This window comes from uncultured Cetobacterium sp. (assembly GCF_945952365.1).
In the GTDB taxonomy this organism is placed as follows: domain Bacteria; phylum Fusobacteriota; class Fusobacteriia; order Fusobacteriales; family Fusobacteriaceae; genus Cetobacterium_A.
Genome location: NZ_CAMFHX010000018.1, coordinates 11,865 through 34,199, shown reverse-complemented (window position 1 = coordinate 34,199; position 22,335 = coordinate 11,865). Strand labels below are relative to the sequence as shown.

Annotated in this window: 19 protein-coding genes and 1 riboswitch; of the genes, 16 read left to right on the top strand and 3 right to left on the bottom strand. The window is 29.8% G+C overall.

All coding sequences use genetic code 11. The annotated features are described in order from the left end of the window. Positions 1 to 45: 45 nt before the first annotated feature. On the bottom strand, positions 46 to 1,437 hold the full coding sequence (locus Q0O83_RS07695; protein ID WP_294095900.1) for a hypothetical protein: 1,392 nt from the start codon (positions 1,435 to 1,437) through the stop codon (positions 46 to 48). A 154-nt stretch (positions 1,438 to 1,591) separates the two neighbouring features. Then, positions 1,592 to 2,131, bottom strand: a complete 540-nt coding sequence (locus Q0O83_RS07690) for an XRE family transcriptional regulator (protein ID WP_294095897.1) — start codon at positions 2,129 to 2,131, stop codon at positions 1,592 to 1,594. 223 nt (positions 2,132 to 2,354) lie between these two features. Between Q0O83_RS07690 and speD the strand changes: the two genes are divergently transcribed. The 9 genes from speD to Q0O83_RS07645 all read left to right on the top strand — a co-directional run bounded on the left by speD (position 2,355) and on the right by Q0O83_RS07645 (position 12,512). Then, positions 2,355 to 2,771 (top strand): adenosylmethionine decarboxylase, encoded by a 417-nt coding sequence (gene speD, locus Q0O83_RS07685; protein WP_294095896.1) that lies wholly within the window; start codon positions 2,355 to 2,357, stop codon positions 2,769 to 2,771. Between the two features lie 3 nt (positions 2,772 to 2,774). Further along, complete coding sequence (gene speE, locus Q0O83_RS07680) at positions 2,775 to 3,626, top strand: polyamine aminopropyltransferase (protein WP_294095894.1); 852 nt, start codon at positions 2,775 to 2,777, stop codon at positions 3,624 to 3,626. A 123-nt stretch (positions 3,627 to 3,749) separates the two neighbouring features. Next, positions 3,750 to 4,298: a LemA family protein gene (locus Q0O83_RS07675; protein ID WP_294095892.1), complete on the top strand. Its 549-nt coding sequence runs from the start codon at positions 3,750 to 3,752 to the stop codon at positions 4,296 to 4,298. Beyond that, entirely contained in the window at positions 4,279 to 5,973 is a 1,695-nt protein-coding gene (locus tag Q0O83_RS07670) for a DUF2207 domain-containing protein (RefSeq protein WP_294095890.1), read from the top strand. Before Q0O83_RS07675 ends, Q0O83_RS07670 begins: the two co-directional genes overlap by 20 nt. Before the next feature lie 99 nt (positions 5,974 to 6,072). Then, positions 6,073 to 6,354, top strand: a complete 282-nt coding sequence (locus Q0O83_RS07665) for a hypothetical protein (protein WP_294095887.1) — start codon at positions 6,073 to 6,075, stop codon at positions 6,352 to 6,354. After that, on the top strand, positions 6,338 to 8,839 hold the full coding sequence (locus tag Q0O83_RS07660; RefSeq protein WP_294095885.1) for an EAL domain-containing protein: 2,502 nt from the start codon (positions 6,338 to 6,340) through the stop codon (positions 8,837 to 8,839). The genes Q0O83_RS07665 and Q0O83_RS07660 overlap by 17 nt, the downstream gene beginning before the upstream one ends. Before the next feature lie 150 nt (positions 8,840 to 8,989). Then, positions 8,990 to 9,913, top strand: coding sequence for a CBS domain-containing protein (locus Q0O83_RS07655; protein WP_294095884.1), 924 nt, complete (start codon positions 8,990 to 8,992; stop codon positions 9,911 to 9,913). Between the two features lie 14 nt (positions 9,914 to 9,927). Then, a complete protein-coding gene (locus tag Q0O83_RS07650; protein WP_294095883.1) occupies positions 9,928 to 11,205 on the top strand; it encodes an ArsB/NhaD family transporter in 1,278 nt (425 codons plus the stop codon). A 107-nt stretch (positions 11,206 to 11,312) separates the two neighbouring features. Then, entirely contained in the window at positions 11,313 to 12,512 is a 1,200-nt protein-coding gene (locus Q0O83_RS07645; protein ID WP_294095882.1) for an NRAMP family divalent metal transporter, read from the top strand. Between the two features lie 76 nt (positions 12,513 to 12,588). Here Q0O83_RS07645 and Q0O83_RS07640 read toward each other — a convergent pair whose 3' ends face one another. Next, on the bottom strand, positions 12,589 to 14,730 hold the full coding sequence (locus tag Q0O83_RS07640) for an HD domain-containing phosphohydrolase (RefSeq protein ID WP_294095881.1): 2,142 nt from the start codon (positions 14,728 to 14,730) through the stop codon (positions 12,589 to 12,591). Between the two features lie 277 nt (positions 14,731 to 15,007). Between Q0O83_RS07640 and Q0O83_RS07635 the strand changes: the two genes are divergently transcribed. From Q0O83_RS07635 to Q0O83_RS07605, 7 genes are all read left to right on the top strand, one after another. Next, positions 15,008 to 15,778 carry a hypothetical protein gene (locus Q0O83_RS07635; protein ID WP_294095878.1) on the top strand — a complete coding sequence of 257 codons (771 nt, stop codon included), beginning with the start codon at positions 15,008 to 15,010 and terminating at the stop codon, positions 15,776 to 15,778. Positions 15,779 to 15,831: 53 nt separating this feature from the next. Beyond that, positions 15,832 to 16,338 (top strand): hypothetical protein, encoded by a 507-nt coding sequence (locus Q0O83_RS07630; protein ID WP_294095876.1) that lies wholly within the window; start codon positions 15,832 to 15,834, stop codon positions 16,336 to 16,338. 72 nt (positions 16,339 to 16,410) lie between these two features. After that, on the top strand, positions 16,411 to 17,247 hold the full coding sequence (locus Q0O83_RS07625; RefSeq protein ID WP_294095874.1) for a hypothetical protein: 837 nt from the start codon (positions 16,411 to 16,413) through the stop codon (positions 17,245 to 17,247). 11 nt (positions 17,248 to 17,258) lie between these two features. Next, positions 17,259 to 17,603, top strand: coding sequence for a hypothetical protein (locus Q0O83_RS07620; RefSeq protein ID WP_294095872.1), 345 nt, complete (start codon positions 17,259 to 17,261; stop codon positions 17,601 to 17,603). Between the two features lie 25 nt (positions 17,604 to 17,628). Then, on the top strand, positions 17,629 to 20,220 hold the full coding sequence (locus Q0O83_RS07615) for a hypothetical protein (protein ID WP_294095870.1): 2,592 nt from the start codon (positions 17,629 to 17,631) through the stop codon (positions 20,218 to 20,220). Then, entirely contained in the window at positions 20,210 to 20,722 is a 513-nt protein-coding gene (locus Q0O83_RS07610; RefSeq protein WP_294095935.1) for a TlpA disulfide reductase family protein, read from the top strand. The genes Q0O83_RS07615 and Q0O83_RS07610 overlap by 11 nt, the downstream gene beginning before the upstream one ends. Positions 20,723 to 20,770: 48 nt before the next feature. Next, a riboswitch (cyclic di-GMP riboswitch) is annotated at positions 20,771 to 20,846 on the top strand. A gap of 147 nt (positions 20,847 to 20,993) precedes the next feature. Continuing rightward, positions 20,994 to 22,331: an HTH domain-containing protein gene (locus Q0O83_RS07605; RefSeq protein ID WP_294095867.1), complete on the top strand. Its 1,338-nt coding sequence runs from the start codon at positions 20,994 to 20,996 to the stop codon at positions 22,329 to 22,331. Positions 22,332 to 22,335: the final 4 nt, after the last annotated feature.

Below are 22,335 nucleotides of genomic sequence, written 5' to 3'. Positions count from 1 at the left end.
GAATATTATACCACGAAAAAAGTATCAAATCAAAAAAAGTCTTAACTATAAGTTAAGACTCTTTAAAACCTCTTCTAAAATATGATTATCAACAAGGTTTAAGATATTTAAATAATTATATGAGTTTAAAAGTTTTACATTTTGATAGATATAACTTTCATCACTTAAAATTAGATTATATTTACGGTTATATATGGTTGTATTCAATTTATAAAGAAATCCAGGTTCAATGTGGAAATTTATATCAGGAGCTTTAACTTTTAAATTATTTTTTAAGTAATAGTCGTCAGATATTGTAACTTCATTGAAGAGCAGAAGAACATCTTTTACCATATCTTTATTATGTTCAATCATAATTTTCTTTAAAATACTTACAATTGAGATTTTATCGTGAAAGAAAAGTTTAAAGTCTAACTCTTTCAAAATATTATCTAAAAGAGATAATAGCTTTTCATCAGATTCTCCAATAGGTATATTTTTAACTTTTAATATTTGATTCTCATATTTAAAGAAAGATATGCATATTTTTCTTAAAAGAATTGTTTCTAAATTAGAGTTTAAATTAGTGATATTTAATCGTTTTTTGATTTTTGATACAAGCAAATTCCCTTTATTGCCAATATTTTTTTCAAAAAATGAAAGGTTATTTTTAATATTTACAACGAAGGTGAAAAGCTGATTTTGGTAATCTTCATCATAGTCGTTCATAGTTTTGCTTATAAACGATCTCAAATCATTATAATCATTATAATTTAGAGTAGAAACTTTTAAGTCAAATCCTCCAAGAGTTTTATTTAAAACAAATAGAGTTGATAAAAAAGAGATAATAAAGTTTGTGCTCGAGACACCTCCCTTTTTTAAAACTAGGTATAACTTTTCAAAAAGTTTCATAAAATCATACTCTGCTAAAACTGTTGTTAAAAGAGAATCTTTTTTTAAAGTAAAATCCCCATTGATAAAAAATTTGACAAGTTTTTTACAAAATATATATTTACATTCATCAGAGATAAATGTCACTCTGATCCCTTTTCCACTTTGATATGTATAAGTTGTATCTGTATTATCTAAGATTATTTTTATCTCTTTAAAGTATCTGACAATAGAGCTTCTAGAAAGATTTAGAATTTCTTTTTCTACTTCTAAGTTGATAAATCGATTGTGTATAAACTTTATAAAAAGATAATCTGAAATTTCATTAGATGTGATAAAATCTTTCTGAGAAAATATATTTTCCCATTGTTTTCTAGTTAAATTTAAAGAGAATTTCCCCTTTTCCACTTGAATAGTGTTAAAAGAGTTGTCTTTTAAGAACTCATTTATTTGAATTATATTCTTTTGAATAGAGTTCTTTTCAACATTTACATAAAGAGCAAGTGAGTCTGATGAAAAATCTCCTTGCGATAAAAGTTTTAAAATATTTACATTTGTAGAATTCATAGTATTCCCCCCTTTTTTAGTAATACTAGCACCGTTACATAGTAGCATATAAAATGCAACAGGAAAATATGAAGAATTTCATAAAAAATGAAGAAAAATGGGTAAAAAAGTTCATATTAAATAAATAAAAAAGGTATAGAATGACCTATACCTTTTAGAATGATGGGGGATTTGAAACCCATAAAACTTTAGCAATACCCTTTCCACAATTAGAAAGATAGTGATTTTTTCCAGAACTATAGTAAAAAGATTCTCCTTTTTTAGCTTTAAAAATTTTGTCTCCTAAGTGGATATTGATCTCTCCCTCTAGAATATATCCAAACTCTTGACCATCGTGAGCTATCTCCTCTTTGTATCTTCCACCCTCTTCTATAGTTAGAAGAATAGGTTCCATCTGATTTTTTTGAGCATTTGGAATAATCCATTCAACTTTATACTTTAACTTTGAGTCAATAACTTCAAATGCATCATCCTCATCAAAGACGATTTTCTCTTCGCCATCATCACTAAAGAAATCTTTTAAATTTGTTCCAAGACCCTCAAGAATATCTCCTAGATTTGCAATAGATGGAGATGTTAAATCTCTTTCTACCTGAGATATAAAGCCCTTTGAAAGCTCGCAACGACTAGCTAACTCATCTTGAGTAAGATATTTCTCTTGTCTCAGTCTTTTTATTTTTTTTCCGATTTCCATTCAAATCTCTCCTTAAATTATCGATAATTACAGTATATTCTCTTTTTTAAAAAAAAGCAATTGACAAAAACATTAAAATTTAATATCATATTGTAAAAGTTAAAAATATTAAACTTTAAATATATTTTTTTAAACAAAAGTTTAATATTTTAAGAATTTAATTTAATTTTTTGTTAAAATAATGTAAAAAATTTGTTAAGAAACTGAATTGGGGAGGAAAAAATTGAAATTAGAAACACTTGGAAGACACATTTTAATTGAATTTTACAACTGTGATGAGGAGATACTAAAGGATCCTGTTCTTGTTGATAAACATATGAATGAGGCAGCTAGAATAGCTAATGCTACGATAGTAGAATCGGTATTTCATCACTTTAATCCATACGGAGTATCGGGAGCTGTAATTATATCTGAATCACACCTTGCTATACACACATGGCCAGAATATGGATATGCAGCTGTAGATGTGTTTACTTGTGGAGATAAAATAAATCCATGGACAGCCTTTAAATTCTTAGAGGATGTATTTAAGTCAGATAGAAGTGAATCGATAGAGGTACCTAGAGGAATGGTTGAAAAAATTAGAAACTATTCTAGTAAAGAGTTAGGAAAGATTACCTTCAAACCAGAGGAGGAGTAAAATATGCTAGATTTATGGTTTACAGAAAAATGGTCAGAGAACACAAAGTTTTCTATAAAAGTTAAAGAGCATCTATATTCAGAGGAGACACCTTTTCAAAAGATAGATTTCTTTACATCGGATGAGTATGGAAGATTTTTCACATTAGATGGAATGGTTATGATAACAGAGAAAGATGAGTTTATATATCATGAGATGATAACTCATGTACCTATGTGTACAAACCTTAATATAAAAAAAGTTTTAGTTATCGGTGGAGGGGATGGAGGAACTGTAAGAGAGCTTACAAGATATAACTCTATTGAAAAAATCGATATGGTTGAGATAGATGAGAGAGTTGTAAGATTGTCTCAAAAGTATCTGCCGTTCACTTCAGATAAGTTAGAGGATGAAAGAGTTACTTTGATTTTCGACGATGGATTAAAGTTTGTTGAAGAGTGTGAAAGTGAAGCTTACGACCTTATTCTAGTTGATTCAACAGACCCAATATCTGTTGGAGAGGGACTGTTTACAACTGAGTTCTATAAGAACTGTTTCAGAGTCTTAAAAGAGGATGGGATTTTAGTAAATCAACATGAGTCACCTTATTATGAGAGATATGCAAACGAGATGAAAAAAGCTCATGAGAAGATAAAAAATATCTTCCCAATTGCAAAGGTATATCAGTTCCATCAACCGACTTACGCTTCGGGGCATTGGTTATTTGGATTTGCTTCTAAAAAGTATGATCCAACTTTAGATTGTAATGAGAGTGCATGGAACACTTTAGGATTAGAAACAAACTACTACAACACAGATATTCAAAGGGCAGCTTTTGCACTGCCAAATTATGTAAAAAAGCAGTTAGAAAAATAAATAAAATTTATATATATTTAATAGAGGTGAAGGTAGAATCTTTCATCTCTTTTTTTGAGGATTTTTAGCCAATATATTGTATAATAGACAAAGAAGTAATCAAGATTTATAGGAGGAATTTATATGATTTTAATAGTTGTTTTAGTGTTGTTAGCATTATTAGTAGCTTATGGAGTAGGGATTTACAATAAGCTTGTAAAAGAGAGAAACTTTGTGGAAGAGGCATTTTCAACAATTGATGCTTATTTAAAGAAAAGATATGATTTGATTCCAAATTTAGTTGAGACAGTAAAAGGTTATAAAGATTATGAAGGCGGAGCACTAGAGAGAATAATAGCTGCTAGAAACAGATATATGAGTGCTACAACAACAGAGGAAAAGATAGAGAATGAAAATATGATAACAGGTGCACTAGGAAGATTGTTCTCTATAACAGAGGCTTATCCAGAGTTAAAAGCCAATCAAAACTTTATGAAGCTTCAAGATGAGCTAGTTAAAATAGAAGAGGACATTTTACAGGCTAGAAAATATTACAATGGAAGTGTAAGAGTTTACAATACTATGTGTGAGACTTTCCCTAGCTTAATAGTTGCAAACAACTTTGGATTTAAAAAGTATCCGTTCTTTAAAGTTGAAGAAGAGGAAAGACAAAATGTTAAGGTACAGTTTTAGCTTATTTCTACTTCTAGTTACTTTAACAAGTAATCTGTTTGCAGATTCTGGGTATGTTATAGATAACTATCGAGTGGATATAACTATAGATGAGAAAAATATATATAAAATAGAAGAAGATATAAATGTAGATTTTAAAGAGCCAAGAAGAGGTATATACAGAGTCATTCCTGAGGTGTTTAATGGACGTGAGATAAAAGTTAATGATATAAAAACGAATGTTCAGACTCATGCTAAAGATGAGGGTGATTATATCTATTTGAGAATGGGAAACCCAAATCTTTATGTAACTGGAGCAAAAAATTATCTTATAAAGTTTAACCAGAACTTAGGATGGGATAGAGAATCAAATTTTGATGAGGTCTATTACAACTTAATTGGAAATGATTGGGATACAGCTATAAAAAAGTTGGAGTTTAACATAACTCTTCCAAAAGAGTTTAATGCTAGCAAAATTAATTTTACTTCAGGAGTACGTGGTAGTAGGAACAATAAAGGTGTGAAATGGAGTGTTTCAGGCAATACAATTTCTGGATATACATTAGAACCTTTAGGACCTAAAGAGAGTGTAACGATAGCTCTGTCGCTTCCTGAAGGGTATTTTGATTTTAGTGCAGAGAAAACTATGTTTTACATTTTGAAAACTTTACTGTATATAATCTATATAGCTGTTCCAACAATAGCTTTTGTAGTTTGGAAAAAGTTTAGAGATGAAAAGCAGGTTATTCAAACTGTAGAGTTTTATCCACCAGATAATCTAACACCAACAGAGGTAGGCTATTATATAGATGGAGTTATTCATAGTAAAGATATGACAAGTTTAATTTTCTATTGGGCTGATAAGGGATATCTGAAATTGAACGAGATAAAAGGTAGTGGACTTTTCTCAAAAGATGATTTTGAGATAGAGTTTTTAAAATCTAGCAATGATATTTCAAAAGAGTTTGAAAACTATATGTTTAGAGCTTTGATGAGCTTTAAAAATAGTGATGGAAAAGTAAGGATATCTAGCTTGAAAAATAGATTTTATAAACATATAGAAAAAGCTGCAGAAGTTTTAGAGATAGATTTAATTATGAGTAAGAAAACTCTTTATGATTCAAAATCTTTAAGAATAGGAAACAGCGTAAGAGCTTTAATATTTGTGGTGATTTTTGCTACTATTGTATATTTAAACTATTTTAAAATTCAGAACCTAGTAGAGTTAGGATTAACTATAATTTTAGCGTTTGTATCGATTTTGATAACAATAGGTATCAGTGGAAAGATAAAAAGTCGAACTGATTATGGTCGAGAGATTCTTGGGCGTGTAGAAGGGTTTAAAAGATTTTTAGAAACTGCTGAAAAGAGAAAGTTAGAGATGTTAATACACGAAAACCCAGGATATTTCTATAATGTACTTCCTTATACAATAGTTTTAGGTGTGAGTCAGGTTTGGGCTGATAAGTTTAAAGACCTTCAGATTCCACCACCGCAGTGGTATGGAGGAAGTAATATAGGTAACGCCTTTATGATGGCTTCGTTCATGAGAGGCATAAATAACTCCATGGGAGCATTGAATGATAGTATGCTTTCATCACCGAAAGCACCGACTAACTTTGGAGGGGGAGGGTCATCTATGGGTGGCGGTTCTTCTGGAGGCGGAGCTGGTGGAGGCGGAGGCGGAAGCTGGTAGCCTAAAAACGAAGTAATTATACAAAAACAGTGGTAATAATTTGACCGGTTCTATAAAATTTGATATAATATAGTTCATTAAAAAGAAACGGGAGGATGGATGCGAAAGGTTTTTGTATTTTGTTTTCTTTTATTAACTCAAGTTATATTTTCAGCTACGTATATACCTAAAAATACAAAGGAAGAGAAGATATTAGAGAGTTATAAAGGACGTCGGTTGGTTTTGGGATTGAAGTCATCAGAGTTTGAAAGCTCTATAGTTGATGGGGAATCATTGAATATTTTAATAGAGGAGATGCTAAAGAGTTATCTTAATCTGAATATAGAGATTGTAAAAGCTGATTGGAATGAAATCTTAACACTTTATGATGCGAAAAATTGATATTATTGGAATGATGTCACAAAGTGAAGAAAGAAAGAGAAATACGTCTTTTAGCTTACCAATTTATGATGATTTGATATATATATCCTCTTCAGTTGAAGGGAAAGTAGATTCAAATAGAATTGAATCTTTAAATGGAAAAGAGATATATGTAACTGAGAATTCAATTTATAAAGTATATTTAGAGAAGTTTTTAAGATATAATGATATAGATGCAAAAATAGTAGAAGTAAAAGATAGTTATGAAATGAAGGATGAGATATTTTTAACATCTAAATATAATCTTGTTGGATGGGAAAATGGACTAAAGGTAGGATATTTACCCGATACATCAATAGCATTGAGAAAAGATTTAGCAGATTTAACAGAGATTATAAATAATGCACTTTTAGAAAAGTATCAGGGAGAAATAAATAGATTTTTAGAAAAAAGAAATCATATAACGTATAAAAATAAATTTTTAAACTCTTTGAGTGAAGATGAAAAAAAATATTTACAAATTTTACCACAGGTGTCGATAGCTTTAGACCCGAATTATACATTGAGTTATTACTCTAAAAATTTAAATAGGGTTGTTGGTGTAATCCCATTTTTTGTAAACAGTTTATCATCGAGAACTGGAATTAAGTTTAAAGTAGTCAATGATAGGAATAATAACTGGGATCATGTATATACCGATTTTTTATCTAGAAAAATAAGAATTGTTCCTCTTGCTGAGAATAAAGATTGGAACGATGAACTGATTTTTACAAAACCTATATACACTCCAATACTATATAAAATATCTAGTTTTTATACTCATAACACGAAAGTTGGAGTTGTTAAAGGATCAGTTGAGGAAAGTTTTGTGAGAGAGTTTTATATGGATGAGGATATAAAATTATATGGTGATTATGACCAGTTGGAAAAAGCTTTAAATCGACACGAGATTAATACAGCTTTACAATTTGATATAAATAAAATGGATACCAGTAAATTTAGAGTGGATGAATTTATTAGAATTCCAATATCTTTAGCTCTTCATAAAGAGGATGCTATTTTAAGAGATATTATAAATAAAGGAATTAAAAATGGACTTAGTTTGAAAAAAGTAGAAGAGGAAGCTGATATAATAAAAAAGCAAGAAGCTTTTAATGAGTATCAAAAGTTCCAAGTTACAAATAAAATTTTATATATTTTATTAGGAGTTTCAAGTTTATTGGGAATGGCTTCTATTTATAAGATTCTTTCAAATTATAAGGTAACAAGAGAGTTGAAAAAGGATTTAACAACAGGATTACCAAATAGAACAGAGTTTTTAAACTTTATTTCAAAGAAAAAAAATCTGAAAGGTTATGCAATAACAATGGATATTGATAACTTTAAAGAGATAAATGATAAATATGGTCAGGCTTCAGGAGATTATCTTTTAAAATCTGTTGCTGGATGTTTAAAAAAGATATTTCCAAATCAAGATATATTTAGACTTTCAGGAGATGAGTTTGATCTCTTTATCCAAGAGGAGTTTATAATCGAAAGATTAAATTTATTAAAAGATGAATTGAAAGCTTTAAAGCTAGCTTATCAGCTTGATTTGAGTATAGGTTACTACAAAAAGGATACTCTAGAGGAGTTAGAAGAGGCTTTTAAATATGCTTATATGGCTATGGAAGAAGCTAAAAAGAAAAATGGAACTTACTATTTAGAGGCTACAGAGGAGATTTTAAAAAGAAAGAAAAGAGAGTATTCGATAAAATCACTTTTAAGAACCAAAAATTTAGCGGGACTTTATGCAGTTTATCAGCCAAAATTTGATATAAAAACTAAAAAAATTATTGGTGGAGAAAGTTTAGCTAGATGGGTAAGTGACAATTTAGGATTCATCTCTCCAGCTGAGTTTATTCCTATAGCTGAGAATATAAATTTGATTCATTTAGTAGATTATAAAATAGCTGATGAAACAATAAAGTATGTTAAGTATCTAAAAGAGAATAACTTAGTTGATGATAATTTCAAGCTTTCTTTCAATCTTTCAATGAAAAGTTTAGAGAAAGATGATGTAGTTCAAAATATAAAAGAACTTTTGGAAAAAAATGATGTTCCAGGGAAATGGTTAGAGGTAGAGATAACAGAGTCTATTTTTTCTAAAAATTTAAAAACTACTCTTTTAAAGATAGATGAGTTAAAAAGATTGGGATTATCTTTAGCTATGGATGATTTTACAGCAGGGCATTCAACAGTGAGTTTGCTACCGCTGCTACCTTTAGAAGTTGTGAAATTTGATAAGGGTATATTAGATGCGATTGGAACAAAAGATAATTTGGTAGCTTCAAATATCTATAGTGCACTTATAGGTCTTGTAAAAGATTTAAATGTGGTTATAGTAGCAGAAGGAATAGAAACTGAAGAGCAACTTCTATTTTTACATAATTCAAATGTAAGAATAGGGCAGGGATATATTTTTAGTAAACCAATAACAAAAGATGAATTTGAAAAGAAATTATAATATTTTTTAGAAAAAGGTTATAGTAGTTATAACCTTTTTCTAATATTTTTATTTGACTCTTGGTTCAACTGGGCTTTACTTTTTGGAAAAATGTGCTATACTAAAAATGAACAAAAAACAAAGTAGTGTAAAAATAACGGAGGTGTTCACATGAAGCTGTCTAGCTATCTATCGGAAAAGGTAATTATTCCAAACATTAAAGGGAGTAATATAAACGAGTTGGTAGAGAATATGTTGAATCAATTAGTTGAAAACAATAAGGTTTTAAAACTAGAAAAAGAGATTATGAAAAAGGCTGTTTTAAAGAGAGAGGAAGAAGCATCAACATACTTAGGTTATGGAGTAGCTATCCCACACGCGAGGTTAGAGCACTACGATGATATATTAGTGGCAATTGGTTTCCCAGAAAAGCCTATTAAAGTAAAAACTTTAGATAATAAAGAAGAGGATTTAAAAATCGTTATTCTTGTGCTTGCTGATGTATTAAAAAGTAAAAAAATATTGAAAATAATGTCAGGAATCTCTAAGTTAGCTATGAAAAATAGAGATGTTTTAGATAAAATAATAGCAGGAAAAGATCCTATTATAACAATGAAAACTTTACAAGCTGCAAATATAGAGATAGATCACAACATAACAGCTGAAGATTTAATGACAAACCTACCTGCACCAGCAAGTGTTGGCAACACACTTGAAGATATAGCAAAGAGAATAATTATGGAAAAGGTAAGTGGAATTCCTGTTGTGGATAAAAATAATAAGTTCTTAGGAGAGATAACTGAAAGAGAGTTAATCGCCTTTGGAATGCCAAAGTATACAACAATTTTAAATGACTTAAACTTTATGACTGTTGGAGAGCCTTTTGAGAACTACCTAATAAATGAGAAAACAACTACGATAGCAGAACTTTATAGACAAGATGGAGTTGTGACTGTGGATAAAGAAGCTTCTTTAATGGAGGTTTCATATCTATTTATGAATCGTGGAGTTACTAGAATATATGTTATTGAAAATGGAAGGTATCTTGGAATTATTCTAAGATCGGATATTATAAGAAAAATATTACATATATAAAAGGAAGTGAGTTTATGTTAAGCTTAGTATTAGGACTCTCTATATTTATTGCAGTGTTCTACTGTATAATAACAGAGAAGGTGCCTGGGGCGTGGGCTACTATGATTGGTGGTTTAGCTATGTCTATGGTTGGTTTATTTAATGAAGAGGAAGCACTGCACGCAGTGGCAAGTAGATTAGAGATTTTATTCCTACTAATTGGTATGATGATAATGGTTCATTTGATATCAGAAACTGGTGTTTTCCAATGGTTTGCAATTACGTTAGCAAAATTTGTTAGAGGGGAACCATTCCTTCTGATAGTATTTTTAGCGATAGTAACTGCTATATGTTCGGCGTTTTTAGATAATGTTACAACTATCTTACTGATGGCGCCAATATCAATTTTACTTGCGGGAGAGTTAAAGTTAAATCCATTCCCATTTGTAATAACAGAGATAATGGCTGCAAATATAGGTGGAAATGCAACACTAATTGGAGACCCTACTCAACTTATCATAGGGCATGAAAGTGGTCTTGGATTCAATGAGTTTCTATTCAATACATCACCAGTAGCTATAATATCGATGGTAGTTTTACTTGTGAATGTGTACTTTATCTACGGAAAAGATTTCCATGTTTCAACAGAGTTAAAAGCTAGAATTATGGAAATGAACCCTTCTAGAACTTTAAAAGATAAAAAGTTATTAAAAGAAGCTGGAATTATATTCTCACTTGTTATTCTTGGATTTATATTGAATAACTTCATCAATAAAGGACTTGCAATAATATCTTTAAGTGGAGCGATACTTCTAGTAACACTAGCTAAAAGAAAGCCAGCAGACATATTTAAGCATGTTGAGTGGGACACTCTATTCTTCTTCATAGGTCTGTTTATGATGGTTCTTGGAATTGAGAAAATCCACGTTATAGATGTTATTGGTGAACAGATGATAAAGCTGACAAAAGGAAACTTTGGATTAGCAACTTACTCTATAATGACAATCTCAGCTCTATTTACATCGGTTATTGGAAATGTTGCGAATGCAGCAACAGTTTCTAAGATTATAGATGTTATGGCACCAACATTTAATGGGGTTCATACAGATGCTCTTTGGTGGGCATTATCATTTGGATCATGTTTAGGTGGAAATATCTCAATACTAGGTTCGGCAACAAATGTTGTAGCTGTAGGAGTAGCAGGAAAATCTGGTTGTAAAATAGATTTCGTACAATTCTTAAAGTTTGGAGCACTAATAGCTATACAAACTCTTGTGATTGCTGGTATCTATCTAAAGCTTAGATATCTATAAACTTATTTGTAATAAAAAAATAAAATTCCCTCTAGTAAAAGTACTAATAAAGGTATATAATGTCTGAGCATTATTTAACATGTTAGTATAACGGAGGGATTTTTTTTATGAAAAAAAATATGGGTTCAAAGAGTGGTGGTGCTGTCTTAGGTGCCGCTTTTTTAATGGCGACGTCAGCAGTAGGACCGGGCTTTTTGACTCAAGCATCGATTTTTACAGAGCAGTTTAAAGCAAATTTTGCATTCTCAATCTTACTATCAATAGTTATAACATTGATAGTTCAACTTAATATCTCAAGGGTCATCGGTGTTTCTGGGATGAGAGGGCAGGATTTGGCAAATAAAATTGTTCCAGGTTTAGGATATTTGATTGCTATTTTGGTTGCTCTTGGTGGATTTGCTTTTAATATAGGAAATGTTGGAGGAGCTGCACTTGGATTAAACGTACTTTTTGGAATTGATTTAACTTATTCAGCACTGATAGCTGGAGGGATAGGAGCTTTGATTTTTATCTCGAAAGATGCAGGAAAGTTTATTGATAAGTTTACAAGAGTGCTTGGGGTTTTAATGATTTTGGTTATATCGTATGTGGCTTTAGAGAGTAAACCACCGATAGCAGAAGCGGCATATAGTGCTATTTTTCCAGAGAGTTATAGTGATTTAAGTTTTTCACTGCTGACACTACTTGGTGGAACAATAGGAGGCTATATAATATTTGCAGGAGGACATAGACTTTTAGATGCGAATATTAAAGGTGAGGAAAATCTACAAAATATAAATAGAAGTTTACTTATAGGTGTGAGTATAGCTTCGGTTATAAGAATAGCTCTTTTCTTAGCGGTTTTAGGGGTTGTATCTTCTGGAGCAAAACTTAATCCAGATAACCCACCAGCTTCAGCTTTTATGCAGGGAGCGGGATATATAGGTTATAAAATATTTGGAGTTGTAATACTAGCATCATCGTTAGGAACGATAATAGGCGCTGCGTATACATCTATCTCATTTTTGAAAACTCTTTTCCCATTTGTATTAAAATATGAGAAAAGATTCATAATAGGATTTATTTTACTTTCAACAATTGTTATGGCAGGAATTGGAAAACCAGTATCACTTCTAGTTTTAGCGGGTGCATTGAATGGTCTTATTTTACCAATAACTTTAGGAATAACCCTGCTTGCTTCTAGAAAAAAGGAGATAGTAGGTAACTATAGACACTCAACAATTTTAACTATATTCGGTGTGATTGTTGTTTTAGTTATGGGATATGAAGGAATATCATCACTAGATAGTATATTCTCAATTCTTTAAAAAATGAAGCGTATCAGAAACTAATATAATCTGATACGCTTTTTTTATTGGGGTTATAATATTGTTTTTGAAAAATTTAATGAGAGATAAAAATTTTATCAAACTCTTTATGATGAATTAAGAATATATCTACAAGAGCGGGGTCGAAATGTTCACCACGTTCTTTTTTTATTATCTCAACAGCGACCTCATGAGTAAATCCATCTTTATAAACTCTCTTTTGACGCAGGGCATCATACACATCAGCTAAAGCAACAATTCTAGCTTCTAAAGGGATAGCATCAGTAGATAAACCAAACCAGTAACCTTTTCCATTCCATTTTTCATGGTGGTAAAGAGCTATATTTTCAGCAATTGATCCAAGTTGCATCTTTTTAATGAGTTCTTTTCCAAAAATAACATGTTTTTTCATCTCTTCGAACTCTTCAGAGGTAAGTTTACCTGGTTTTTTAAGAATCATATCAGAGATAGCTATTTTTCCGACATCATGTAAGGAAGCATATTCTCCAATCTCTTTTATAAATTTACTAGAACATTTTAGCTTTTCAGCTAAAAACTTTGAATACAGATTGACTCTTAAAATATGATTACCTGTATCCTCATCATTGAGTTCATTTGCAGCCTCGAAGCTTTCAACAAGAGCTTTTGTAATACGCTTCTCTTTTTTTGAAGCGATAGTAGCTTTTCTTAAAAGATAGAAAAGTGTAGCTATTATTATAAAAAATGTTGAGAGCATTAAGAGTAAATATTTATAGTTAGGAGATAATTTTTTAGATACTGAAAGCTCACTTTGTAATATTCTACTTTCAGCTAGATGATTTGGGAAAAGTTTATCGACTAACTGAGCTAAATCGGCATCTTTTTTTATTCCAAAGCCAATCGTATTATTTCCGCCTAAAAAACCAGCAACTTTTATTTTATTTTCTAAATATTTATTTGCAACCCCCATAGAGATTATTTTAAAATCACCAATTATATAATCTACTTCATTTCTTAATATAGCATTTAAAGCCTCTGTAGTATCTGGGTATATTTTATAAAAATCAAAATTGTGTAAAAAGTTTAGTAAGTTGGTATCGATATCTTCAAAAGAGATTATTCCAACTCTTTTATTTTCAAAGCCTTGAAACGAATCTATAAAGTTTGCATCATGTTTAGAAAATATTCCAATTTGAATCTTATAATATGGAATATAATATAAGTTTTGTTTATTTTTATTTTGGTTACTTTGAAACATTTTAGAGTCGATAGCTTTTATATCATAATTCTCTGAATCCGATGTAAAAATTATAGGTAGGCCAGTTAGCTTAGACAACTCTTCTAAACGGTCGATAATATACCCACTATATTTATTTTTTGATCTATAAAAAATAGGTAGCATATCATCTATATCAGGAATAAGAACTTTAATATTTGAGTAGCGTCTTTTAATACGTGCTAATAGCTGTTGATTACTCAGTAGTTGCCTATAAAAATAGGGTCGTTCATTTTTTAAAATATCAGCAACTTCTTTTGTACTAAATTCAAGTTTAAATTTAGTAATAATTTTCTCCAATGTAGGATGATTTTTATTTACTGCCATCCAAAGTTGTGAAGGCGGAACATTCTCAAAAGGTGTAAATTTATATGTTTTTAAAATATCATTGCTACTCTTACCAATGAGAGCATCAATAGTGTTATTTTTTAATGCCCAAAATCCAAAATTTCCATTATCAGCGATAGAGATGACGTTATTTAAATGAGGATAAAATTGGTTTATTAGTAAAGAATCGGATGATGTTGGTATCATTCCAACTTTATATTTTTCAAGATATTTAATATCAATTAAGGTTTCATTTTTAGAGTAAACTCCTAAAGTATATGAATTTAATGTGGGCAAAAAATTGTAATTTTTTTTTCGATTGATTGATTTGCTGACATTAAATATAATGTCCCCTTCCCCTTTATTTAATAGATTTAACATATCATCTCGTTTTAAAGTTTGAAATTTAAAGTTAAGTCCAGTTTCTTTTGAAATTTTTTCGAAAAAATTTATATAAACACCACTTAATACACCAGCTTCATTTTCGTATAAATAGATGTGCTTAGGATTGTAAGCGTTTATAGTGAAAGTAGTCTTTTGATTATCTTTAATCCAATCAATCTCTTCTGTAGAGAAATTTATGGAGAAAATATTGATATATATGATTAAAAAGCTAATAAGTAATTTTAAAAGCATAAACCCCTCCCCTGGAATTGAAGACCTTTTTCTCATTATATCAGAAAAAATTGAAATCTTATAATACTTTTTGGAGAAGAGGGCCTAAAAAAGGCTATCTTGTTGCAATATAAATTGGAGATAGTCTAGTTATTTTATTTGTATAAAATTTAAAAAATGAAAAATATTTTCCAAAAAAATGAAAAACACTTCACTAATGAAAAAAAAGAGTTACAAAATTATCTCAGAATAAAATGGCATGAAAGACAGAGTGACTAAAAAATATTTGGAGGGGAACATGAAGATATTGAAAAAAATATTTTATGGATTGATGTTTAGCTTACTTTTTACAAGTACATTTGCTTTTAATATAGGGATAGCACCCACAGGGTTTTATACATCGTTAGATAAAAATGAAACTCATGAAATTATGGTTACAAATAATACGGTATATCCAATGAGAATAGAGATTGATATAGAAAAAGATCCAGGCTGGGAAAAATATGATATGGGAGATATGATGAGAATATATCCTAAAAATTTAACTTTAAAGCCAAATGGAAGTAGAAGTGTACGGTTCGCTGTGAGAGGAACAAAGGATTTACCTGAGGGTGAATACAAAGCTAAATTAATTTTTAGAGAGCTATCAGGAACATCTAAAGGAAACGTTGAAAAAGTTCAAACAGATACAGGAGAAGAGATAGGAATAGAGTTTGAATTATTAACAGAGATTCATATAGCAGCTTATGGATTGAAAGGTGAAAGAAAAATTGGAGCGCAGTTAACTAATACAGAGATAAAAAAAGAGGGCAATGGAAATAGAAAATTAGTTGCAAACTTTAATTTAAGTGGAAATAGTGCACTAGCTGTGCTTGGAGATATAGAGTATTTAGATAGCAGTAGAAAGAGAATTAAAAAAGAAGAGGTTAAACTTGGAATAACAACAAGAGAAGCTAAGACAAAAATAGAATCAGAGTTAGCAAATATACCAAATGGAAGCAGATTCATAAAGGTAGATTTTAAAGATAAAAGTGGAATTAGACTTGGTAGTAAGGAACTACCCCTATAACTAGTAACTCAACAAAATTGAGTATAAAAACAAAAAACAGTGGAGGTATTAAAATGAAAAAATTATTATCAGTTTTATTTATTTTAGGTTCAGTAGCAGCTTTAGCAAATGAAAGTGTATCAACTCTTCCTACAGATGTAGACCCTGCGTTCTGTTTTTCAAACCCTTGTAGTGCTGAGGATACATTTAATGTAAGCGTTAAAGTACCTGAGCAATTAGTGATTAAAGTGGATGATATCAATTTTGGATTATGGTGTGGTACAAAAACTGTAACAAAAGACTTTAGTAATACAGTTAAAGTAACAGGTGAAGTGGATCAAGATGTAAAATTAGGATTTAAAAATAATGGAACATTAACTTTCAAAGATGGATTTGTGACTAAGTTTACAGGTAAAGTAGCATTTGCTGGTGGAGCTGAAGAGACAGTAACATTGACAGGTGGAGCTGCTCAAACAGGATTAAAAGTAACTGTAAATAAACCAGGAGTAACTGGATTGTTAACTGCAGGAAAAACTTATACGGCTTCAGCAACAGTTGTTGGATCTTACGACGGATTCTAGTAAGTTTTAGAAAAAGATAGATTAGGGCATAGTTCGAACGCTATGCCTCTTTTCATATAGAGGGTGGTGAAAATGAAAAAACTATTATTTGCGATATTTTTGTTGGTATCAAACTATATATTTACCTCTGATGTAGTTGGCCAGATATATAATCTAGAAAAAAGTGGAACTAGTTATAGAGGAAGAGTTGATGCTCGTGTATTTAATTATAAGAAAAATTTCAATATAAAATTTATTCCTGAAAGAAACATTGAGATTTTAAGAGTAAATGGAATTAAAAAAGAAAACAATGTCTACAGAGTTGAGGATGGAAATTTGAATGTAGAATTTATTTATAAATCGAAGATAAACTCAGTTGAGGAAAAAATAGTGATAGGACGAATTGAATACTTGGATGAAGTATCCAAAACAGAGGTTTTATTTGGAGAGGTAGCTGTAGAGTTTAGAAAAAAAGGAGATTTATCTTTGAAAGTAAAAGGAGCTATGGAGTTTGGATTAATCCCATCAAGGGTTCCTAAAAATGGAGTAAGCAGTAAAAAAAGTCCTGAGATTACAGTGGATTTGGGAATTGATAAAAAAGATATTGGAAACACAAAGTTATATTTTCAATATCCAAAACAGGTAGTTATGGCAGATGGGCAACTGATTGTTAAACTAGATAGCAAAAATAAAGTCGATTTTAAGAGTGAAAAAACTGATAGAGGTGAAAAAGTTAATGTGTTAGGTTTTTTCCCAAAAAAAGATAAAGTAAAAGAGAGAATAATTTTAGATGGAAGGGTTTACTCAACTGTAAATAGTGTTAGGCCTGGTGATTATAAAGAAACAGTTACAGTAAAAGCTTTTTACGAATATTTAGATTATTCAATAGAAAAAAATGACCCTAATAGAAAAGTGATAATAAGAAGATAGGGGAGGATAATATGCAAAAAACAGTGGGTATCTATATTTTATCTTCAATATTATGTTATGGAAGTCTGGGTTTTGAAGGTGAATATAAAAATAATATAAATTTATACGAAGAGATAATTAAAGAAAATATTGGAAAAGAGTATTTAAATAATAACTTACAAATTGATGTAAAAATAGTTGAATCTTTAAATATTATTGTAAATAAGAGAGCTGCAATTGATGAGATATATTTAGAGAACAACCACTTAGAAAAATTAGTTAAAATTGAAGGTAGTGCAGCGGAAAATACCTCTTTAAAACTAAAAGAAGAAAAAGTAAAAAAAGTTGTTGCTAGTTGTGATAACTCAAAATGGTGAAATAGGAATGAAAAAGGGGGAGAAAATGACACGACTACAAAAAACAATTTTGATATTTTGTATTTTAAAAGCCTCTCTTTTTTCTGCTCCAGAGGAAGCATTTATTGAACTGGAGATGAAGGGGCAGAAGAATGAATTTTATAGAGTCCTAATAGATGATGAAACAGAGGAGATTTATATAGGAGTGGCAGAGTTTATAGATTTTACTAAAATAGATGGACTTCGTTTTGATCGGAAAAGAAGAAGGATTAAAGGAGTCTTAGATGCAGAGAAAGAGGTTGATATAAGGATACCTCAAAGTACATCAATAGAGTTAGATGATGATATATTTATAAAATTAAAAGATTTACAACAATATTTTTATATACCTAATTATCAATGGGATGATGAAAGGTATATATTAACTCTTTTTCCAGACTTTAAAACCCCTAGAGAGTATTCTTTAGAATTGAATAATCAAAGAACAAGACTTGCAGTGGCCAAAAAAGAGGAGGCATTAGAGGAGGGGGGAGAGTATATTTTTAATAAAAAACAACTTTTATCTCCAGGAATGGTAAAGTTTATATATAGTAATACAGATATAGAAAAGAACGATTACTCTTTTGATATAGACTATGGAACAGAGCTCTTATATGGAGAGTTTGAAGTGACTCAAAAAATATATCCAAAAAGTGAATTAGACTATATTAGGTTGAGATATAAGGAAGTTTTTGGAGAGTATTATTTGACTTTTGGAGATTTTTACTTAGAAAGTGATTCTATATTTGATGCAGAGAGAAACCTTAGAGGTGTTAGTTTTTCTAAAAATGAATACTATGGAATAAGAGTCGACAATAGAACGGTAATCGAGGGAGAAGCTCAAAATGCAAGCTTGGTTGAACTGTATAGAAATGGTAGCTTAGATGATTTTGAGATTCCTACAGGAAATAGGTTTAGATTTATTCCATTAAATATGTCATCTTTAGATAGCTATACAATAAAGATTTACTATAGAGATGGTCGAGTAGAGGTAAAAGATATCTATGTTCTAGGAAATCAAAATATATTGAACAAAGGTGAGAATGACTTTGTAATTCAAGGTGGAAGAGGAAACGATGAGAAGAAAAATCAGTATTTAGCAAAGTATAAGTATGGTTTAACTGAAAATTTAACAACAACAATAGGAACATCATTTTTAGAAAATAGAGATAGTATTAAATACGAAGTTTTAGAAGGTGGATTGGCTTATAGATTTGGATTGGAGAAGTATCCAACCCTAATTTCAGGAACTCTCTTAGAGGAACTCAACTCTGAGAGTCAAGGTTTTAAAGGGGTTTTAGAGCAAAAGTTACCTTGGGATAGCAATCTGATTGTAAGATATGAAGATTACAATAAAGAGATATCGGATAGATTAAGAAAAGATTACTCGTATAATATAGATTTAAGTAAAAGCTTTAGGCGCTTCACAAGTAGTATAGGTTACTTTAATAACACCTATGAAGATGAGAATCTTTATCAGATATATTTAAATTTAGATTATAATATAAGTAGGAACTTTAGAATGAGTTTATCAAACGAGTATTATGAATATTCATCTACAGATGAGATAAGTTCAAATGGATACGGAACACAGATAAAACTAAACTATAATGGGATAAGAGGAGTTGCAGCAATTTTAGAAGGAAAGATAAATTATCAAGAGGACAAAGTAGCAGATGATGAGATAAAACTGAGTTTAGTAAAATCTCCATCAGAAAGTGGCTTCTTTAAAAATGTTGATACTACACTTGAAGTTGGACACTCAAGAGAAAAGGGTGGCTTCTTTGAAATAAGATTTACATATCTATTTGATAATAATATCTACATAGAGTTCCCAGATATAAAAACGGATAATAAAGAAACAATAATAGGGGCAAGAGTAGAAAAAACAGTTTACTTAGGAAATCCATTACTGCCTATAAATAACAATAATGTAACAGATGGCTGGGTAGAAGGAAAGGTATTTGTAGATGAAAATGCAAATGGAGTTATGGATGAAAATGAAACTGTGTATGAAGGGGCAGAGGTAACTACATCAGGAGGAACAGGGACAGCAAAAGAGACTGGTAAATATATAATTGGAAATATAGGTGCAGGAGAATTACATACAATAGATATTAACAGAGAGTCGATTGACCCTATGCTTATCCAAGGGAAAGAGATGATAAAATATAAGGGAGCTGTATCTTCAGGAGTAAAAGTCGATATTCCATTAGTTCCGGTTTCTATGATAAGTGGTTATATTCACAGTGATATGACAGTAGAAGAGAGAAGATATGATGGATTAATTGCAAACTTAGATGTAGTTTTAAAAAAAGGTGATGAAGAGATAAAAAGATCAGTAACTGAAATTGATGGATACTATTTCTTTGAGGATATCTTACCGGGTGAATATATTGTAGAGATTATTCCTAATAGTAGAAGATATAAGGGGGAGTTTGATAAAAAAGATTTAAAAGTAAAAGTAAAATCTGGTCGTGAGGGGGATTATTATGAAGATAATAATTTCTTGGTAAAATCAATAGAGCTTATAGAGGATGAAATTTTAGAAGATGTAGTAGAAAAAGAGGAGGGGTTAAAGAGTGAAGATGTTATTTAAAATATTTATGATGATATTTTTTACATTTAGTTTTTCATTTGGTGAGGAGAGGGATCCTAGAGAGCAGAAATTGACGTATCTTTTAGGAGAGAGAGTGGACAACTTTGAAGTGAAAACTTTAGATGGAGATAAAACAATAACTTTAGAGGAGTTGAAAGGAAAAAAGGTATTTTTAAACTTTACAACAACTTGGTGTCCAGATTGCATAGAGGAAAAATTAGTATTTAATAAAGAGTATGAAGAGAGATATAAAGATAGAGATGATATTGTATTTATAATAGTTTTTGGTCCATATAGAAGTGATAATAAAGAGAAAGTAAAAGAGTATATGAAAAAGAATAGCTTCAGTTTCCAGCCTTACTATGACGGTCAAGAGATGGAGCTTTATAAGCAGTTTGGAATTATAAATATTCCAACAACATTTCTAATAAATGAAGAGGGTGTTCTTGAAGATGTAAATGTTGAATCGGGATATAAAAATATAAAATTTTTTAAAAAGTAGGAAATATTTAAGTGTATTAGAATAAAGGAATAGTGTAATAATATTTTGAGTATATTTTGGCAAACTACGGGAAACTGTAGGACGCAAAGCTATAGGGCCTTTAAAATGGTAGCCAGTTGCACGTTGGATATATAAATCCGGGGTGTATTTTTTTTCACCTAAATGTTCTTTTGTTTATAAAAATAAAAAAACCTTCATAGAGAATAGTGTTATGAAAGGTAGTATAATTAAGATAGTTAAAATAAATTATATGGGGTGGAGGTAAAAAAAGATGGTTATCAATGAAAGGTGTATTAATATTTTATCTGTTTTAAATGAAGCAAATGGATTTACATTAAAAAAATTATCTGAAAACTTTAACGTACATATAAGAACGATAAGGTATGATATTGATAATATTAATTACATTTTAAAAAGTTATAAATTGGATCAAATAAAGAAAACGGATGGTGGAGGTTTACAGGTAAATTTGAAAAGTAATGATTTGAATAAAATTATTTCTGATTTTGGTGGGATGTTTTCAGAAAATAGGAAAAGTTATTTAAAGTTAAAAATTTTATCTAAGCAAATGGTAAACTTAACTAAAGAAGCTGAATTTTTAAATGTCTCAAGAACAACTTTGAAAAAAGATATGTTAATAATAAAAAGTGAGTTGGAAGTTAAGGATGTTTTTATTCATAAATTTGCATCAAAAGGAGTCTCTGTAATAGGAGAAGTACAAAATATTGTGGACGCTTTAGAAAAGGAGATTCATAAAGTGATTGATAAGCAGTTTGTAAACTTACCAAACGTTTTAAAAGATTTAATAGGAAAAATTGTGGGTGATATAACTCCAGCAGTTTTAAAAACAAGAATGAAAGAGGTTTTAGGTGACAATTATAGTTTAATAGAATACAATAAAGTATTTTGTAAGTTAGCGGCTTTAAATACAAGAGATAAATTAGAGAAAAATAAAACAGGATATAATATGGAAGAGATTAATAATTTTATATTATCTTCTCAAGGTGAAGAATTTATATTAAAAAATTCTTTGCAAGATAGAAAAATATCTAAGAATGGCAGTTTAGAAGAGGTAAAAGGTATTTTAAAAGAAATTATTGATACCTTAGAAATAGAGGCAGATGACGAAGTTTTAGAAAAATTATTAAATGAACTTGGAGATATAAGAGAAGCATTACCGATTCCTGAGAAGATGTGTGAAACAAGTTTTTATAAAGATTTTTCAGATAAAATAAAAAGTGATATTTTAATTGAAAAAGATATTCGAAGTATATTTTATTTATTATATAATCAGCTATCTTTAAAAAAATATTCTGATTTTAAAGAGTTTAAGGTACTTTTTATATGTGATGAATTGGAATTTATAAAAGACCTCATACAGACAAAATTAAAAGATATATTTGAATTTAAAAAAATTGATAAAATATCATCTCATATATTTGAAATTTTTGGTGTAGATGATGAGTATGATTTAATTATAACTAGTGGAAATATTAATGAAACTTTGGAAACGCCTGTTTATAAAATTAGTAGCTTTCCTTTAGAGAGTAATTTTATAGATTTGAAATTTTTTCTTTTAAAGAACATTAAAAATATAAAAAACTTATAGTTGC

Excerpts from the sequence above, each read along its gene's own strand:
- Q0O83_RS07630 (WP_294095876.1), top strand. The coding sequence starts at position 15,832 with ATGAAAAAATTATTATCAGTTTTATTTATTTTAGGTTCAGTAGCAGCT.
- Q0O83_RS07675 (WP_294095892.1), top strand. The coding sequence starts at position 3,750 with ATGATTTTAATAGTTGTTTTAGTGTTGTTAGCATTATTAGTAGCTTAT.
- Q0O83_RS07645 (WP_294095882.1), top strand. The coding sequence starts at position 11,313 with ATGAAAAAAAATATGGGTTCAAAGAGTGGTGGTGCTGTCTTAGGTGCC.
- Q0O83_RS07615 (WP_294095870.1), top strand. The coding sequence starts at position 17,629 with ATGACACGACTACAAAAAACAATTTTGATATTTTGTATTTTAAAAGCC.
- Q0O83_RS07655 (WP_294095884.1), top strand. The coding sequence starts at position 8,990 with ATGAAGCTGTCTAGCTATCTATCGGAAAAGGTAATTATTCCAAACATT.
- Q0O83_RS07625 (WP_294095874.1), top strand. The coding sequence starts at position 16,411 with ATGAAAAAACTATTATTTGCGATATTTTTGTTGGTATCAAACTATATA.
- Q0O83_RS07660 (WP_294095885.1), top strand. The coding sequence starts at position 6,338 with ATGATGCGAAAAATTGATATTATTGGAATGATGTCACAAAGTGAAGAA.
- Q0O83_RS07650 (WP_294095883.1), top strand. The coding sequence starts at position 9,928 with ATGTTAAGCTTAGTATTAGGACTCTCTATATTTATTGCAGTGTTCTAC.
- Q0O83_RS07620 (WP_294095872.1), top strand. The coding sequence starts at position 17,259 with ATGCAAAAAACAGTGGGTATCTATATTTTATCTTCAATATTATGTTAT.
- Q0O83_RS07610 (WP_294095935.1), top strand. The coding sequence starts at position 20,210 with ATGTTATTTAAAATATTTATGATGATATTTTTTACATTTAGTTTTTCA.
- Q0O83_RS07695 (WP_294095900.1), bottom strand. The coding sequence starts at position 1,437 with ATGAATTCTACAAATGTAAATATTTTAAAACTTTTATCGCAAGGAGAT.
- Q0O83_RS07670 (WP_294095890.1), top strand. The coding sequence starts at position 4,279 with ATGTTAAGGTACAGTTTTAGCTTATTTCTACTTCTAGTTACTTTAACA.
- Q0O83_RS07690 (WP_294095897.1), bottom strand. The coding sequence starts at position 2,131 with ATGGAAATCGGAAAAAAAATAAAAAGACTGAGACAAGAGAAATATCTT.
- Q0O83_RS07665 (WP_294095887.1), top strand. The coding sequence starts at position 6,073 with ATGCGAAAGGTTTTTGTATTTTGTTTTCTTTTATTAACTCAAGTTATA.
- Q0O83_RS07605 (WP_294095867.1), top strand. The coding sequence starts at position 20,994 with ATGGTTATCAATGAAAGGTGTATTAATATTTTATCTGTTTTAAATGAA.
- Q0O83_RS07640 (WP_294095881.1), bottom strand. The coding sequence starts at position 14,730 with ATGCTTTTAAAATTACTTATTAGCTTTTTAATCATATATATCAATATT.
- speE (WP_294095894.1), top strand. The coding sequence starts at position 2,775 with ATGCTAGATTTATGGTTTACAGAAAAATGGTCAGAGAACACAAAGTTT.
- Q0O83_RS07635 (WP_294095878.1), top strand. The coding sequence starts at position 15,008 with ATGAAGATATTGAAAAAAATATTTTATGGATTGATGTTTAGCTTACTT.